Below are 15374 nucleotides of genomic sequence, written 5' to 3'. Positions count from 1 at the left end.
GTAAACCAATACAGGGCTGCAAATTCGTAGCGAGAACGCGCGGTTGGGCGAAGATTCGTCCCGCGCGGCGGTATTTTCGACAGTTTGGCGTCGGTCGTTCGCAGCTCGTTCACTGTGATCGGCGGTTTGCAGCGCGCAATAACGACCACTTAGGCGATCGCCGGTCATAACGTCACCCGGGATAAAGAGGCAGAAATGCCCGGGAGTTGAGATCGTGCCGACGACACTCGCGCGCACCTTTGCGGCGTTGAGCGCCATCAACGAAGCGATCCTCTATGCGAAATCGCCGGACGAGCTGTACCAGAAGGTCTGCGACGCCGGGTTTTCGAGCGGGGACTTTTTGGCCGTTGCCGTGTTCCTGATGGGACCGGATGGCCGGCGATTGCAGTTTGCGGCCGGCTGCGGCGACGATATTCCGCGGCTGCGCTCCATCTTGATTACGGCGGAAGCCGGCACACCCGAAGGGTCGGGCGTCGGCGGCGAAGCATTTCGCGATCAGAAACTGTGCGTCAGCAACGACTATCTGAACGATCCGCGCTCGCTGGCGTGGCGCGCGGGCGCGGCCACGGCCCATATCGGAGCTGCTGCGGCGCTGCCGCTGCTCTGCAACGGCAAGAGTGTCGGCGTGCTCTTCGTGACCCGCCGGGAGGCTGGCTCGCTGAGCGAGCAGATGGTGTCGCTGTTCGAGCGCATGTCGGCCAACATTTCCTATGCACTGGACAATTTCCAGCGCGAGACCGCACGGCAGACCGGTGAGCGGGCGATGCGTCGGCTCAACCGCATGTTCGGCGCCATCAGCGCGACCAACGAGGCCATCCTGCGCGCCAAGACCGAGCAGGAGCTGTACCAGCTCGTGTGCGACGCCTCTGTCCATGGCGGCAAGTCGCTGGCGACCATCGTTCTGCTCCGCGAACCGGACTCGCACTGGATGACTCCGGTCGCGTCCACCGGACAGAACCTCGAACTGGTCACCCAGGCGCGCTACTCGATCGATCCCGAGAGCCCCTATGGCAAGGGCCTGTCCGGCGAGGTGTTCCGGACGCAGAAAGCCATCGTCGAGGACGATCTCGCCAGCCGCACCAGGGGCTCGCCGTGGGAGCACGCCAAAGTCAACACCGGCGTTGCCGCCTGCGTGGTCGCGCCGCTGATCAGGCGCGGCGAAAGTGTCGGGGTGCTCTTGTTCTTCATCAGCCGGTCCTGGGCCAAGGACGAGGAGATCGTTGCGCTCCTGCTGCGGATGGCGGAGAACGTCTCGTTCGCGCTCGAGAATTTCGGGCGCGAGGCCGACAAAGCCAGGATCGCCGTGGAGGAAGAACGCCTGGCACGCATGTATGCGGCGCTCAGTGCCACCAACGAGGCGATCTTGCGCGCGCGGTCGCGCTCCGAACTGTTCGACCTCGTCTGCGAGGCGACGGCCAAGGGTGCCAAGTTCACCTCGGTCACCATTGCGCTCGCCGATCATCGCGCCGAGCTGTTGCGCGTCGTCGCCTGCTACGGACCGAATGCGGATCAGGTCCGCACCTTCAAATTCTCCACTTCCGACCAGTTGCCCGAAGGCCGCGGGCTGACCGGCACCGCATTCCGCTCGCGCCAGCCCGCCGTCAGCAATGACGTGCTCGCCGACGACCGCATCAAGCCCTGGCAGCCAAGCGCCCGTCGCAACGCGATCGCGTCCTCTGCGGCGCTGCCGCTCTTCAACGGCGACCGCATCGAGGGCGTGTTCCTGTTCAACTCGCCCGAGCGCGACACCTTCACGGCCGAATTCATCGAACTGCTGCGCAAGCTTCAGGCCAATGTCGCCTTCGCGCTGGAGAATTTCGACCGCGCCGACGAGAAGGCGAAGGCCGACAAGCAGCGTAACAGGCTGAGCGGCATGTTCGAGGCGCTGAGCGCCACGAACGAGGCCATCATGCGCGCCAAGACCCGCGAGGAGCTGTTCGAGGTTGCGTGTCAGGCTGCCGTGCTCGGCGGTGTCTTCGCGTCGGCGACCATCGGAATCGTGGACGAAAAACGTGAGCTGGTTCACGTCGTCGCGGTCAAGGGACGGCTCCAGGAGCGAATGGTTGGACGCACCTGCGACATCTCTCCCGATCATCCCGAGGGACAGGGAATCATCGGCACGTCCCTGCGCACGCGACGGCCCAGTGTGATCAACGACTATCTCCACGACCCGCGATCGGCGCATTGGCATTCCAAGGCAATCGAAGACGGAACGCGAGCCGCTGCCAGCTTCCCGCTGCTGCGCGCGGGTCAGGAGCCGATCGGCATCCTGCTTTTCCTCGCGCCGGAAGAGAATACGTTCACACCAGATATGGTCGAGCTGCTCGGGCGCCTCGCCGAGAACGTGTCGTTTGCACTCGATAATTTCGATCGCGCCGAGGAAAAGGCCCGCACCGAGGCGCGGACGGAGCGCCTGGCTCGCATGTTCGCGGCGCTGAGTGCGACCAACGAGGCGATCATGCGGGCGAAGTCGCGCGCCGAACTGTTCGACCTTGTCTGTCTCGCCGCATCGAACGGCGCCAAGTTTACCTCGACGACCATAGCGCTGGCGAGGGCCGACAGCGACCAGCTGGAAATCGTGGCGAGCGCCGGACCGTCGTCCGACACCACGCGCAATGTTCGCCTGTCAATCGACCCCGACCGTCCCGAGGGGCGCGGAATGAGCGGCACGGCGTTCCGCACCCGCCAGCCTTGCATCAGCAACGACTATCTCAACGACGACCGCGTCCGCGCCTTCCATGCCGTCGTCCGCAACGACGGTGCACGGTCAGGTGCGGCTTTTCCGCTCGTCGCGCACGATCAGGCCGTCGGTGTCATGATCTACATGTCGACCGAACCGGGCACCTTCACGGCCGAGTTCGTCGAGCTGTTGCAGCGCCTCGCCGACAACGTTTCCTTCGCGATGGAGAATTTCGACCGGGCCGACGCGAAAAACCAGGCGGACGAGCGGATCGAGTACCTCGCTTCGCACGACAGCCTGACCGACCTGCCGAACCGCGAGACGTTCAACGGGCTGCTGCGCGAGGCGATCGACGAAGCGCAGCGCCACGATCACCGTTTTGCAGTGCTGTTCATCGACCTCGACCGTTTCAAGGTCATCAACGATTCGCTGGGCCACGAGGCCGGCGACCTGCTCCTGCTCGAAGTGGCGAACCGGCTGCGCGGTGCGCTGCGCGCAAGCGACGTGGTGGCGCGGCTCGGCGGCGACGAGTTCGTGGTGATCCTCGATCAATGTAGCGAGATCGATGACGTCCAGCGCATCGCGACCGGGCTGTTGACGGCGCTTGCCGAGCCCATGGAGCTGGCGGGGCACGAGTGCCACACCACGGCTTCGATCGGCATCGCGATGTATCCGACCAATGGCTCCGACGCGCAGACGCTGACCAAGAACGCCGACATGGCGATGTATCTTGCCAAGGAAGACGGCAAGAACGGCTATCGCTTCTTCTCTAAGGAAGTGAAGACGCAGTCGATCGAGCGGCTGTCGCTGGAGAGCGCGTTGCGCCGGGCGCTGGAGCGCGAACAGTTTTCGCTGAACTACCAGCCCAAGGTGGACATGGAGACCGGCCAGATCACCGGCGTGGAAGCGCTGCTGCGCTGGACGCACCCCGATCTCGGCAGTATCTCGCCGGCGCAGTTCATTCCGCTTGCGGAAGAAACCGGGCTGATCGTGCCGATCGGTCGCTGGGTGGTCAAGGAGGCCTGCGCGCAGGCCATGGCCTGGCAGCGCTGCGGCCTGTTGCCGGTATCGATGGCGGTCAACCTGTCGCCGAGGCAGTTTGTCGACGAGCATCTGTTGCAGGACGTCGATGAGGCGCTGGCCGCCAGCGGCATGTCACCTGTTCTGCTCCAGTTGGAGGTCACTGAGAGCATGATGATGCGCAACGTCGGGCGTGCGCTTAAGGTGCTCGACGCCATCCAGAGTCGCGGCATCCGCCTCGCCATCGACGATTTCGGCACCGGCTATTCGTCGATGTCGCTGATGAAGCATTTTCCGATCGACACCATCAAGATCGACCGCTCTTTCGTGCGCGACCTGCCGCAGGATTCGGAAGACCAGGCGATCGCGCAGGCGATCATCAGCATGGGCAAGGCGCTCGGCATGACCGTGGTGGCCGAAGGCGTCGAGAACGTCGAACAGGAGGCATTCCTGCGCGCCCATGGCTGTGACGAGATGCAGGGCTTCCTAATCTCCAAGCCGTTGCCGGCGCGGGAGATGGCCGAGCTGCTGCGGCCGATGCAGCTGCCTGTCGCGCCGCCGCTCCAGCCGGAGCCGGATCATGCCGCCACCGAAGCCGCGGCGCTACGGTTGAAACGCGCTGTCGTCTGACGGCTGCGGGTGCAGCTCGCGGACGTCCTCTTCCCTGGTCTCCGCCTTGCGTGGAAAATCGTCCGGCCAGGGAAGCGAGGTTTGTTCGACGAACAGCCTGAGAAGGACATGCGCTCCCTCGGCAAAGCTCGAGCCGTCGCCAAGGCCCAGCTCGCAACACCAGGGCTGTCGCATCGGCTCGTGCGCGTCGAACACCGCCATCGCCGGACCCCACCACCAGGCCGGCGCCGGCGATCGTTCCTCCTCCGGCACGGCATGCCAGAGGACGAACTCGTCCATCACGCGCTCGAATTGCAGGCTTGCGGCCTGATGCATTCGCTCCGTGCTCCCTTGGGTCGCGCCTGAAAGCAGGCCGATGCGCGGACTCGATCGTGGCCTTCGCTGTGAAAAGCTGGCTCGCGCTATTGGCTGAGCTACGTGTGCCGCTTGTGTCGGCGGCCATACAAGAACATGCGGCGGCCGGGAAAGTTGCCGACGCCGACTGTGATAATCTCTTTAGCCGCTTATGAGCCCGGCCCGCAAGGCGCAATACCGGCGCCTAACGCGACTTGAACGGATGCGCCTTCTGGTGCCAGTCCCAGGCGCTCCGGATCACGGTGGAGAGGTCCGAATGGCGCGGCACGAAATTCAGCACTTTTCGCGCTGCGGAGGGGTCGGCGACCAGATAAGTGGGATCGCCGGCGCGGCGCGGCTTGACGGTGTGCGGCACCTCGCGCCCGGTCTCCTGCCTGATCGCGGTCAGGATCTCGCGCACCGAAAAGCCCGTCCCGCTGCCGAGATTGAAGCTGCCGCCGGAGTGTCCTTCTTCCAGCAGCTTCAGTGCCGCGAGATGCGCCGCCGCGAGGTCGGTCACGTGGATGTAGTCACGGATCGCGGTGCCGTCGGGCGTGTCGTAGTCGTCGCCGAACAATGCGAAGTCGGCATGGCCCTGGAGCGCCATCATGGCGCGCGGGATGAGATGGGTTTCGTTGTCACGCAACTCGCCGATGCCGCCGGCCGCATCGGCGCCGCTCGCGTTGAAATAGCGCAGGCAGAACGCGCCGAAGCCGTAGGCTGCGCGATAATCGGCGAGCATGCGCTCGATCATCCATTTCGACGCACCGTACGGATTGATCGGTGCGCAGGGGAAGTCTTCCGGCAATTCCTTGGAATCGGCGTTGCCGTAGACGGCGCCGGTCGAGGAGAACACGATGCGCCGGCAGTCTGCGTTCCGCATCGCCTGCAACAGCGACAGCGTGCCCTGGACGTTGTTGAAGTAGTATTTCTGCGGGTCGGTCATGGACTCGCCGACCAGGCTTGCCGCCGCGAAATGCATCACCGCCGCGACCTTGTAATCGGCGAAAGCGCGCGCCAGCGCCGCGCCGTCGAGCAGATCGCCGGTAATCAGCGGGCCGGCGACGAAGCCGCGATGACCGGTCGAAAGATTGTCATAAACGACGGGCTGATAACCGGCGGCGGTCAGGGCGCGGCATGCATGCGAGCCGATATAGCCCGCGCCTCCCGTAACGAGGACAGTCGGTCGGTCGGTCATGTCGTTGTCTACTCAGCGATTGAAGGGCCGGTGGCGGCTGAACAGCAGATAGATTGCGCGAGGGTTGGTGGTCAAATAGCGCCAGAACAGGCGGCGGGGCTCGAGTAAAGTGCGCCAGGCCCATTCCAACCCGATCTTCTGCATCCATTGCGGCGCGCGGGAGCGACTACCCGACAAGAAGTTGAACAGGCCGCCGGATGTCTTGATGACGCCGACATTGGTCAGCAGCGGTGTGAATTCCTCGACGAACGCCTGCTCAGAGGGCACGCCGAGTGCGACCCACAGATAATCCGGCGCGAGCGCGTTGATCTCTTCGACTTTCGCGCGCAGGGCGTCGCCGCGGAGATAGCCGTGGCTGTATCCGACGATCTTGAGGTTCGGATAGAGGTTCTGGACCTTCCTCACCGCCGTGGCGTTCTCGTCCTCGCTGGCGCCGAACATGTAAAAAGTGCGGCCCGCCGCCTCGGCTTTGCGTGCGACGAGATGGAACAGGTCGGTGGTCGCGACGCGCTCGGGCAGCGGAAACCAGGATTGCAGTTTCGACGCAGCCACCAGCGGTTGGCCGTCGGCGTTGATAAGGTCGGCGGCACGGAACAGGCGCTCGGTCTGCGGCTCTGTCGAGCAACGCGCCAGCACCTCGCCATTGGCCGAAGTCAGGAATAGCGGGCGGCCGATGCGATGGCGCGGATCGGTCGCCTCGATCATGAAATCGGCGGTCGCTTCCAGGTCGAGCGCGGCCATGCGAAGGCCGCCGACGGTGATCCGGGGTACGTCCGCGGTTGCGGCCCGGCCCTCCAGATTGATGCGGCGCTCAAGCATATTGTCTGCCTCGCTGGCGCGCTTGGGCCATAGGGGTGAGCTCGTCGAGCACGACGCCGACGAGCTTGCGCTCGGCGCGGCCGAGCGTGTTCAGGATCTCTTCGAGGCCGTCGTTGATGTCGAGGGTGGTCGGCAGCACCGCCACCAGCGCGTCGGCATCATCGAGCAGCTTGCGGCTGCCGGCCGTGAGTGGCGCCGCGGGGCCGTCGAGGATCACGAGATCATAGCCGCCGGCGGAGCGCGCCTGCTCGATGGCTTTGCGGATGGCGTCGGTGGCCTTGCCGGCGTCGCTCTCGGCGGCCGGCAATACCGAGATGCCGTTGAGTGTCTTGATCTCGCGCGCGGCCTTGCTGCCGATCGAGAGCCAGCCGAGCTTGCTCGGCTCGCTTTTGCCGGGACGGTTGACCTTGTTCGAGAGCGAATGCGCCTGATGGTCGGCATCGATCATCAGCACCCGGGCGCCGTCGCGCGCGGCCGCGAGTGCGAAATTCAGCGCGGTCACGCTGCGCCCGGTGGTCTCACTGGCACCGACCAGCGCGATGACTGGCATCGTCTTGCCGCCGGCGCGCCGGGCCACCGCGGCGCGCATGTCGCGCCAGGCGTTGAGCAGCGTCGTCAGCGGAAAGCCGGGGCGCAGCGTCGGCCAGCCCAGCCGGGTGAGGTCGACGCCGCCGCCGGTGGCGAGAATGGCGCCGAGCGTGTGGATGACGTCGGCCTCCTGGAGGCGGGCGATCAGCGGCTTTTCGATCGAGGGCTTCTCGACCATGGAAGGTTGCAGCGACGGGGCGGTGAGTTCCGGCAGTGCCTGCGCGACTTCCGGGGCTCGCGAAACCGGCTGGGGCTGCGCGATCTCCGGAGTACGCGGAGTCTCTGGAACTCGGGGAGCTTGCGGCAACGGAGTGCGATTGGGACGGGCCGGCGCGGGTGCCGACGCGGACGCAGCGGCGAACAGCAGTTCGGCTGCGACGAACCAGCTCGAGGCGGCGATCGCGCCGAAGATGAAGCCGATCATGGCGAACAGGCTCATCGCCGGCGGGAACGAGCGCCGCTGCGGCACCGTCGCTTCGCCGATGACACGGGCCGCGGAGGTGTTCAGCGTCTCCTGCTCCTCGGTCTCGCGCGAGCGCTTGAGGAAGGATTGATAGACGTCACGGCTGGCATCGGCTTCGCGCTCGAGCTCGCGCAGGCGCACAGCGGCCTGGCTGAGCTGGACACTCTGCCGCTTCTGCGCCTCCAGCGCCCGGTTGAGCGAGGCTTCGAAGTCGCGGGCGCGCGTCAAATCGTTCTTGGCGGACTGGGCGAAACGGTCGATCTCTTCGTTGATGGTTCGCTTGAGATCCTCGACCTGCTTCTCGGTCTGGCGCAGCGCCGGATGGCGCGGGCCGAGCTCGCCGGCCTGCTCCGCATATTTCTTGCGCGCGTCGGCATATTGCGCGCGCAGGTTCGCGATGGTCGGCGATTGCAGCGCTTCGGAGTTCGCGCCCGCATCTGCCGTGGTGCGTCGGCTCGCCTCGATCTGGTCGAGGCGCGCCTGCGCGTCCATCGTCGCGGCGCGGGCGGCGGAAAGCCGCTGGTTGCTGGCGGAAAGCTGCTGGTCGCTGATCAGCGCGTCCTGGGTACCGACGAAATTGTTCTGGGCCTTGTAGGTCGCAAGCACGGTCTCGGCGTTGCGCAGCCGCTCGCGCAGCTCCTTCAGGCGGCCGGAGAGATCGTTGGTGGCGCGCCGCGCGGCCGAAGCCTGCGAGTTGCGGGATTCCGCGAGGTAGGCGCTGGTCAGCGTGTTGGCGAGCATCGCCGCTTTCGCCGGATCGATCGACCAGACCTCGATGTCGACGATGAAACTCTTCTCGGTCTTGCGGATCGTGATGTGCCGGTTCAGCGCCTCGAGGGCGGCGAGCTGCACTTCCTTCTTCTCCGTGGCGGAGGGCGCGCCGGGCTGAAGGCCGATCAGGCCGAGCAGCGACGAGACCAGGCTCTTGCCATCACCGCCGCCGAATTCGGGATCCTTGTCCAGATCAGCGTGCTGGATGACCTGGAGCAGGACGCTGTTCGAGGTGATCAGGCGCGCCTGGCTCTCGACCACCATCGACATGCCGGAGACGTCCTGCGCGCGGGGCGTCAGCTCGCGATCGACGAGCTGAAGCTCGCGCGGATCGACATAGAGCTGGGAGGTGGCGGTGTAGCGGGGCGCCAGGCTCTTGCCCACGGTGACGGCAATCGCTGCACCGAGCAGCGCGGCAGCGGCAATCGCGATCTTCCGCCGCCAGAGCAGATTGACGAGCTCCAGCACGTTGAAACCGGCCTGAGGCCGCTGCTGCGCGGCCTCCGGTCTGGCCCGGTCTATCGGCTGGTTATAGTCAAGCATGATCCCCAGCTTTCATTCCAATTGTCGCGTGCTGAGGGGTTACTCTTCGCTCTACGCCACGCACCTCAGATATAGGTGCCCAATCAACGCAACAGGGAAAATTAACCATACTCATTGAGGGACTATTCACCGAAATGGCAAACAAAGCGTTTAAGCGCATGCCACTCTTCGACGCGTCGCCGTGACGCGTGCGATGGCGGGGTCTTTCAGAGATTAACGGTTCGTTACCGCGTGCGGCGTGGCCGCGAGGCTTCGCTCGTCTTGCGATCGGCCGCGCGCGCACCATGGCCGTCAGCTTTTCCGCAGGATGACATGATAGTCGCCGCGGCGGACGTCGGTCCCGCGCGGAAGCACGGCGTTGAGCACGGCGGCGCCGGCGTCGACGAGGGCTGCGAACAGCGGCTTGCGCCGGCGCATCTCGGGATAGCGCGGGCTCTCGACCTCACGGCGGTAGATCATCTCGAGGCCGTTGGCGGCGGCGAACGCTTCGAGCCTCGGCAGCGACACCAGAGGATGGAAGAAGGTCGGGAACGGCGGCTCGCCCGGCAAGCCGGCATCCTTGATGCCTCGAATGTGCCGGTAGAACCAGACGTGGAACCAGTGCGGCGAGTATTTGGTGACGACCCCGGACAGCGAGCGCGGATTGGGCGCGCCGATCAGGATCATGCCGCCGCGCTTGAGTGCATCGCGGAAATTCAGCAGTGCGGCGTCGACGTTGGGAAGATGTTCGATCACGTTGTAGCAGATCACCAGATCGAAGGTCTCGCGCCCGAAGCGGTAGGTCTGGACGTCGCCGAGGATCGCTTCGTCAGCATAGCTGTTGTTGCGGACCTGGTCCTCGTCGATGTCGACGACGGTGACCTTGCTGCGGCTCAGCAATTCCGGTGGCAGAACGCTGCACGAGCCGCCGCCGGCTTCATAGGTGGCGAGCTGGCCCTGTGGCAGTTCGCGGCGCAGGACGTCGTGGACGGCGAGCAGGCTGTCGCGGGCTTCGCCGGGGACGAGATCGTGCAGCGCCTGAGTGTGGGCAATGGCCGCGGGAATTTGGATCGCCGTGGTTGTCGCGAAATCGATCGTGGCTGGCTTGTTCATATTTTCTGACCGCGCTTGTTCGACTTAAATTTACAGGAAAAATCTCGTGTGCCCGTAGAGCAAATCCGATGCCGCGACGCTTCACCCGTCGCGGTGCTTACGGACGGGTTAATGAACATGTGCGTTAACTACGGCATCGTCCGCGCTAGCCGCCGTCGGCACGGTGGACCGCGAATTGCAGTATCACGCGCGCAAGGTATCGCAGCAGAAACACGCGAAAGCGGTTAAGCGTATGGATGGCGGAAAATCGGCGGTGTGGCGCCGTCGCGAGCCTCGGGCCGGCCGCTCATTTTGGGACGTGCCCGTCCCGCGGCGATGTGCCGTCGTGGGACGGCGCCGATTCCTGGGATCGAAGCAGGGCTTTTTCAATCTATCTCGGACATCTAGAGCGTCATGACATTGATCCCGACAGACCTGTCCGCCACGCGCATCTCGGATGCCGTGCGCGATCCCAACCGGGAGATCGCGGCGAGCTCCCGAATTATCGACCTGTCGGTTGGTATCGTCGTCTGCATCCCCTGCTTCCGCCGCCCGCCGCACCTGCGGTTGACGCTGGACTCGCTCGCCAGCCAGCGCACCCCGCGCTCCTTCGCCGTCGTCATGGTCGAGAACGACGCGGTACGGCGCGAAAGCGCACCGGTGGCCGCGGAGTATCTCGCCGATGGCAGGCTTCAGGGCGTCTGCCTGGTCGAAAAACGGCAAGGCAACGTCCAGGCGATCAACGCCGCGTTCGAGACGGCGCTGGCGCTGTTTCCCGCCGCGACCCGCTTCCTGATGATCGACGACGACGAGATCGCTTCGCCCGATTGGCTCGAGCTGATGGTTCGCACCGCGGAGGCGACCGGCGCCGATGTGGTCGGCGGGCCGGTGCTGCCGGTCTTCGAGGACGACAGTATGCCCTGGCTTTCGCGTCACCCCGTTTTCTGTCCCGCCTATGATTACAGCGGCGCGGTGCCCCTGATCTATGGCTGCGGCAATTGCCTGATCACGCGTGTGGCGTTCGAGAGGTTCGCCCGTCCCGCCTTCGACCCGCGCTTCAACTTCCTCGGGGGCGGCGACTGCGATTTCTTCGTGCGGTGCCGCGATGCAGGCATGACGTTCCACTGGACGGCAGAGGCGGTCATCACCGAGACGGTGCCGCAAAGCCGCACCAGCCTCGGCTGGATCGTGAAGCGAGGCTTGCGCATCGGAGCGATCAACTATCGTGTGCAGTCCAAGGCCGCGCAGGGCGCAGCCGCGCGCGTGTGGGTGTTCGCGCAGATGCTCGCAAGGTTGCCGCTGTCGCTGGTACGCGGAGCCGGTCTGCTGAAATCGTCGAAGGCCGTCGTCGCGATGCATCCCGTGATGGTCGCGCTCGGCTCGGTGCTCGCCGCGTTCGGCATCGAGCCGAAACCCTATAAGGCCTCGAAGATCGTGTCCTGACGCCGAGGTGGCTCGTTATTGTTTGAGCATGATCTCTTCGGAAAACCGCTGCACACTTTTCCGGATCATGCCCTAAATGCCAAAGCAGGCGAGGGCGACCCTGACCGCGGAGCGCGGCAGCGATTTGAGCGAGCGGCGCCCGACCATCCCCAGATAGGCGAGGGCCTGGCGATATCTGCCGAAGCGGACCGCTTGCATCGCCGAATACGTGACGAGATGAACCTCGGCGGCCTGGCGCAGCCCGGCTGCCATGCCCGCGGGCAGTCGTGCCATGATCAGCCCGTCGTCGAACACCCGCGCGATCGCCGGGAAGAAATCCTGTGGCGTCCGCACCGCCGCGTTCATGGTGTTGGCCGTGTGCAGGCGGTAGTCGAGCAGAAGGTTCGGCGCAAATTCGAATTCGCCGATCGCGGCAAGACGGCACCAGCAGTGCCAGTCCTCGCAATATCTGAGCGAGACGTCGAAGCCGCCGATGGCGCGGAAAGCCTCTGCACGCGCGAGCGCAATGCCGCCATTGACGATGAAATTGCCGGCCGCGAGCCGCGCCAGCACGTCGCCGGACGGTTTGCGGCGTCCTTTCAGCAGATCCCGACGGCCGATCTGCCGTCCCTCGCTGTCGATCGTGTTGTAGTCGCCGTAGACGAGAACCGCTCGCGGCGCACCGCGCGCAGCCGCCAGCAGCGACGCGACCGCGCCGGGCCGCAGGCGATCGTCGGCGTCGAGGAAGAGCAGCCATTGGCCGCTCGCGTGCTGCGCGCCGAGATTGCGCGCTGCCGATACGCCGGCGGCGCCGTTGGTCATCAGGCGCAGTCGCGGGTCACGAATGGCACGGACGATGGCGGTGGTGTCGTCGGTCGAGCCGTCGTCCACGACGATGACTTCGGTGACCTCGGCCTGCGCCAGTGCGCTGGCGAGGGTTTCGCCGACATAGGCCGCAACATTCTTGGCCGGAATGACGACGGACACCGATGTGGTTGAGCCGACCTGCAGCGGAAGGCGCGCCGCCGGAACGACGCGCGATGTGGCCGGCAAATCGAGAATTTCGTCGGCGGTAATCAAGCTACGGCTCGCCTTTAAGGGTCTGTTAACCAGGGCGCGTCTGCGAATTGGCAATGCGATATCGCAACCTTCGCCGTCGCGAATGATACTCGTATTGCGGTCAAAATCGTCGCCGCGAAGGCCGGCGTAGCGCCGCTTTCGTAGATTAGCGTTAAGCCGCCGGCATTAAGCCTGTGGCAAATTTGGAAGAGTGCGACAGCCGGTCCCATGCGAGAATGCGCACTGGACCGCCGCGGATGGACCCAGTGCCCGCAAAGACATTCGACTACGATCCCGACGACATGGTCCTCAACCTGTTCTACGAGGACAAGGACGATCGCTGGTTTCCCGGCGACCGGCATCTGCGGCGCATGGCGCGCCGCATGCTGCTCGGTGAGCCGCGCATGAGCGGGCAGCTCCGCGTGTTCCTGAATCTCTGTGCGGGGCTCGACCGGCTTGGTATCCGCTATCGCGTCAACGACTATGGCTACATCGCGCAGCATCCGGGCGAGCTCGCCTGCATCATCGGCCGCACCTTCCTGCTCGACAAGTTTGCCTGGAAAAATCCGATCCTGCTCGGCGTCGCCGCCCACAATCATCCGCTCGACGATCCCGACCTGTTCAGGCGCCTGCCGGTCAAGAGGGTCGTGGTGCCCGGCCCGTGGTACGCCGACATGTATCGGTCGCATTGGCCGGACACGGAGGCCTGGCCGGTCGGCATCGACACGGATCTCTGGGCGCCGTCGCTGACGTCGCAAAAGACCGTCGACGTCCTGATCTACGACAAGGTCCACTGGGACCGCGAGCGCTATGCGCCGGAGCTGATCGAACCCGTCCGCGCCCGGCTCACCAAAGAGGGCCGCTCGTTCACGGAACTGCGTTACGGCGGTTACAAGGAAGAAGACTATCAGGCCGCGCTCGCGCGTTCGCGTGCGATGATCTTCCTGTGCCAGAACGAGAGCCAGGGCATTGCCTATCAGCAGGCGTTGTCTTGCGGCGTGCCGGTGCTCGCCTGGGATCCCGGCGGCCCCTGGCGGGACCCCGATTATTATCCGCATCGCGTCCAGTTCGCGCCGGTGTCGTCGGTGCCGTACTGGGACGATCGTTGCGGCGCCAAGTTCGCCGACATCGCGGGGTTCGAGGCGGGCTGGGACGATTTCTGGGCCGGGTGCGCCGCCGATACGTTCGATCCGCGCGGTTTCGTGCTCGACAATCTCACGCTGGAACAGCGCGCGCTTCAATATTACGAGATCGCGCGGAGCATCGTGCGGCAGCAGGCGGTGCCGCAGAGCGCCGGTGTAGTGGTTGACGGATGCTTAACAGGGATCGGCTAAGACTTGGAGCTTCCCCCGGCTTCACCACCAGCCTCGAGCCATGGATCACAGCGCCACTGACATGACCGACGTGCAGGCCCGATCGTTCGGCTACGTCCTGCGCGATGGGCTTGCGGGGGTCAACGCCGCGCGGGCGGCGCGCTGCCTCGTCGCAATCGCAGCGCTGCTCCTCGTGCTGGTGACGCTCGATCCGTTTCCGGACCTGCGCAGCGAGGATGTCGCCACCGTGGTCGGCGGACGAATGGCGCTCACCTATGTCTCCTGGGGCCTGCTGGCTGCGGTCGCGGTACTGTTGGTCGCCGCAACGGATGCGCCCGCGCTGAAGACCCTGGTGACGCCGCTGCATCTCTGTTTGGTCGGCTGGCTGTTGATCAACATCGTCTTCTCCGAGAACCGCGGAGTGTCGATGCAGCGCTTCGTGCTCGCAGCCAGCGTGATGTCGCTCGCGGTGCTGTTGCCATTGCTGCCGCCGACGCAGCGCGGCTTCAACCTGTGCCTCGGCGGCGCCGCGCTCGTACTGCTCGCGCTCTGCTATCTCGGCGTCTTCATGGCGCCGCAATATTCGATCCACGCCGCACTCGACGTCACCGAGCCGCAGCTGGCCGGCGACTGGCGCGGCAGCTTTGGCCACAAGAACATTGCCTCGCCCGTGATGACCATCCTGGTCTATGTCGGCATTTACCTGTCTGCCGTAGGCTCGTTCGTGATGGGCCCCGCGATCGCCGCGCTGGCCGGAATCTTCCTGATCTTCACCGGCGGCAAGACGTCGTCGGTGCTGTGCCTTGCGATCTACGCGCTCGCCTCGCTGGTCTGTGTCACGCCAAGCCTGTGGCTGAAGCGGATCATCTGCTTCGTGCCGCTGATCGTGATGAACCTGCTGACGGTCGGCAGCGTCTTGAGCCCGGCGCTCGGAGCGATGACGCGGCTGCTTCCGCTCGATCCCACCTTCACCGGCCGTTCCGCCATCTGGGAGTTCGCGCTCGCAGCCGTCGCCGAGAAGCCGATCATCGGTCACGGCTACGCCGCGTTCTGGGACGACGTGACCGCGCGGCAGACCGCCCAGGGCGCCGAATGGGCGACGAGCGCGGCGCACAGCCACAACAGCTATCTCGACCTCGCGGTCACCATCGGCCTGCCGGGTCTCGTGCTCGTGATCCTCGTCTTCGTGCTCGCGCCGCTCAGCAATTTCCAGGCGGCCCGGACTCACAATAGCAGCGGTGCGTTGGCAAAGCTGTTCCTGACCGTGTGGCTGTTCGGCCTGTATTACGGGGCCACCGAGACCTTCCTGCTTGAACGGCAGAATCCAATCTGGTTCATGTTCGCTGTCGCCGCGGCCGGCCTGCACTTCCTGGCCAGGTTCCAATGCGTCGCGCAAATGGAACCTGAAACCTGACATCTTGTCGCAACCGACCCGGCTGCAGTGGTATCGGCTTAACGATAAGC

The 15374-nt window shown here is 65.1% G+C and carries 10 protein-coding genes; 4 read left to right on the top strand and 6 right to left on the bottom strand.

All coding sequences use genetic code 11. The features are described from left to right. Window positions 1-214: 214 nt before the first annotated feature. Window positions 215-4330 carry a bifunctional diguanylate cyclase/phosphodiesterase gene (locus tag JQ591_RS14990; RefSeq protein WP_211396769.1) on the top strand — a complete coding sequence of 1372 codons (4116 nt, stop codon included), beginning with the start codon at window positions 215-217 and terminating at the stop codon, window positions 4328-4330. Here JQ591_RS14990 and JQ591_RS14985 read toward each other — a convergent pair. The 5 genes from JQ591_RS14985 to JQ591_RS14965 form a co-directional block, all read right to left on the bottom strand. After that, window positions 4304-4645, bottom strand: coding sequence for a hypothetical protein (locus JQ591_RS14985; protein ID WP_211396768.1), 342 nt, complete (start codon window positions 4643-4645; stop codon window positions 4304-4306). The genes JQ591_RS14990 and JQ591_RS14985 overlap by 27 nt on opposite strands. A 223-nt stretch (window positions 4646-4868) precedes the next feature. Beyond that, window positions 4869-5861 (bottom strand): UDP-glucose 4-epimerase GalE, encoded by a 993-nt coding sequence (gene galE / locus JQ591_RS14980; RefSeq protein ID WP_211396767.1) that lies wholly within the window; start codon window positions 5859-5861, stop codon window positions 4869-4871. Window positions 5862-5873: 12 nt separating this feature from the next. Next, window positions 5874-6680 (bottom strand): WecB/TagA/CpsF family glycosyltransferase, encoded by an 807-nt coding sequence (locus tag JQ591_RS14975; RefSeq protein ID WP_211396766.1) that lies wholly within the window; start codon window positions 6678-6680, stop codon window positions 5874-5876. Then, window positions 6673-9045: an exopolysaccharide transport family protein gene (locus JQ591_RS14970; RefSeq protein ID WP_211396765.1), complete on the bottom strand. Its 2373-nt coding sequence runs from the start codon at window positions 9043-9045 to the stop codon at window positions 6673-6675. The genes JQ591_RS14975 and JQ591_RS14970 overlap by 8 nt, the downstream gene beginning before the upstream one ends. A gap of 291 nt (window positions 9046-9336) precedes the next feature. Continuing rightward, window positions 9337-10137, bottom strand: a complete 801-nt coding sequence (locus tag JQ591_RS14965; protein WP_211396764.1) for a class I SAM-dependent methyltransferase — start codon at window positions 10135-10137, stop codon at window positions 9337-9339. A 393-nt stretch (window positions 10138-10530) separates the two neighbouring features. Between JQ591_RS14965 and JQ591_RS14960 the strand changes: the two genes are divergently transcribed. Further along, window positions 10531-11559: a glycosyltransferase family 2 protein gene (locus JQ591_RS14960; protein ID WP_211396763.1), complete on the top strand. Its 1029-nt coding sequence runs from the start codon at window positions 10531-10533 to the stop codon at window positions 11557-11559. Between the two features lie 72 nt (window positions 11560-11631). Here the strand turns inward: JQ591_RS14960 and JQ591_RS14955 are convergent, their stop codons facing one another. Next, complete coding sequence (locus JQ591_RS14955; RefSeq protein ID WP_211396762.1) at window positions 11632-12618, bottom strand: glycosyltransferase; 987 nt, start codon at window positions 12616-12618, stop codon at window positions 11632-11634. A 245-nt stretch (window positions 12619-12863) separates the two neighbouring features. Between JQ591_RS14955 and JQ591_RS14950 the strand changes: the two genes are divergently transcribed. After that, complete coding sequence (locus JQ591_RS14950) at window positions 12864-13931, top strand: glycosyltransferase (RefSeq protein WP_211396761.1); 1068 nt, start codon at window positions 12864-12866, stop codon at window positions 13929-13931. Between the two features lie 40 nt (window positions 13932-13971). Then, on the top strand, window positions 13972-15324 hold the full coding sequence (locus JQ591_RS14945) for an O-antigen ligase family protein (RefSeq protein ID WP_211396760.1): 1353 nt from the start codon (window positions 13972-13974) through the stop codon (window positions 15322-15324). Window positions 15325-15374: the final 50 nt, after the last annotated feature.

Source organism: Bradyrhizobium canariense, assembly GCF_018130465.1.
In the GTDB taxonomy this organism is placed as follows: Bacteria; Pseudomonadota; Alphaproteobacteria; order Rhizobiales; family Xanthobacteraceae; genus Bradyrhizobium; species Bradyrhizobium canariense_C.
This window is presented reverse-complemented; position numbering and strand designations above follow the sequence as displayed.

Bases quoted from the DNA above. Each gene is read 5' to 3' on its own strand.
- JQ591_RS14960 (WP_211396763.1), top strand. From the start codon at position 10,531: ATGACATTGATCCCGACAGACCTGTCCGCCACGCGCATCTCGGATGCC.
- JQ591_RS14970 (WP_211396765.1), bottom strand. From the start codon at position 9,045: ATGCTTGACTATAACCAGCCGATAGACCGGGCCAGACCGGAGGCCGCG.
- JQ591_RS14945 (WP_211396760.1), top strand. From the start codon at position 13,972: ATGGATCACAGCGCCACTGACATGACCGACGTGCAGGCCCGATCGTTC.
- JQ591_RS14985 (WP_211396768.1), bottom strand. From the start codon at position 4,645: ATGCATCAGGCCGCAAGCCTGCAATTCGAGCGCGTGATGGACGAGTTC.
- JQ591_RS14975 (WP_211396766.1), bottom strand. From the start codon at position 6,680: ATGCTTGAGCGCCGCATCAATCTGGAGGGCCGGGCCGCAACCGCGGAC.
- galE (WP_211396767.1), bottom strand. From the start codon at position 5,861: ATGACCGACCGACCGACTGTCCTCGTTACGGGAGGCGCGGGCTATATC.
- JQ591_RS14965 (WP_211396764.1), bottom strand. From the start codon at position 10,137: ATGAACAAGCCAGCCACGATCGATTTCGCGACAACCACGGCGATCCAA.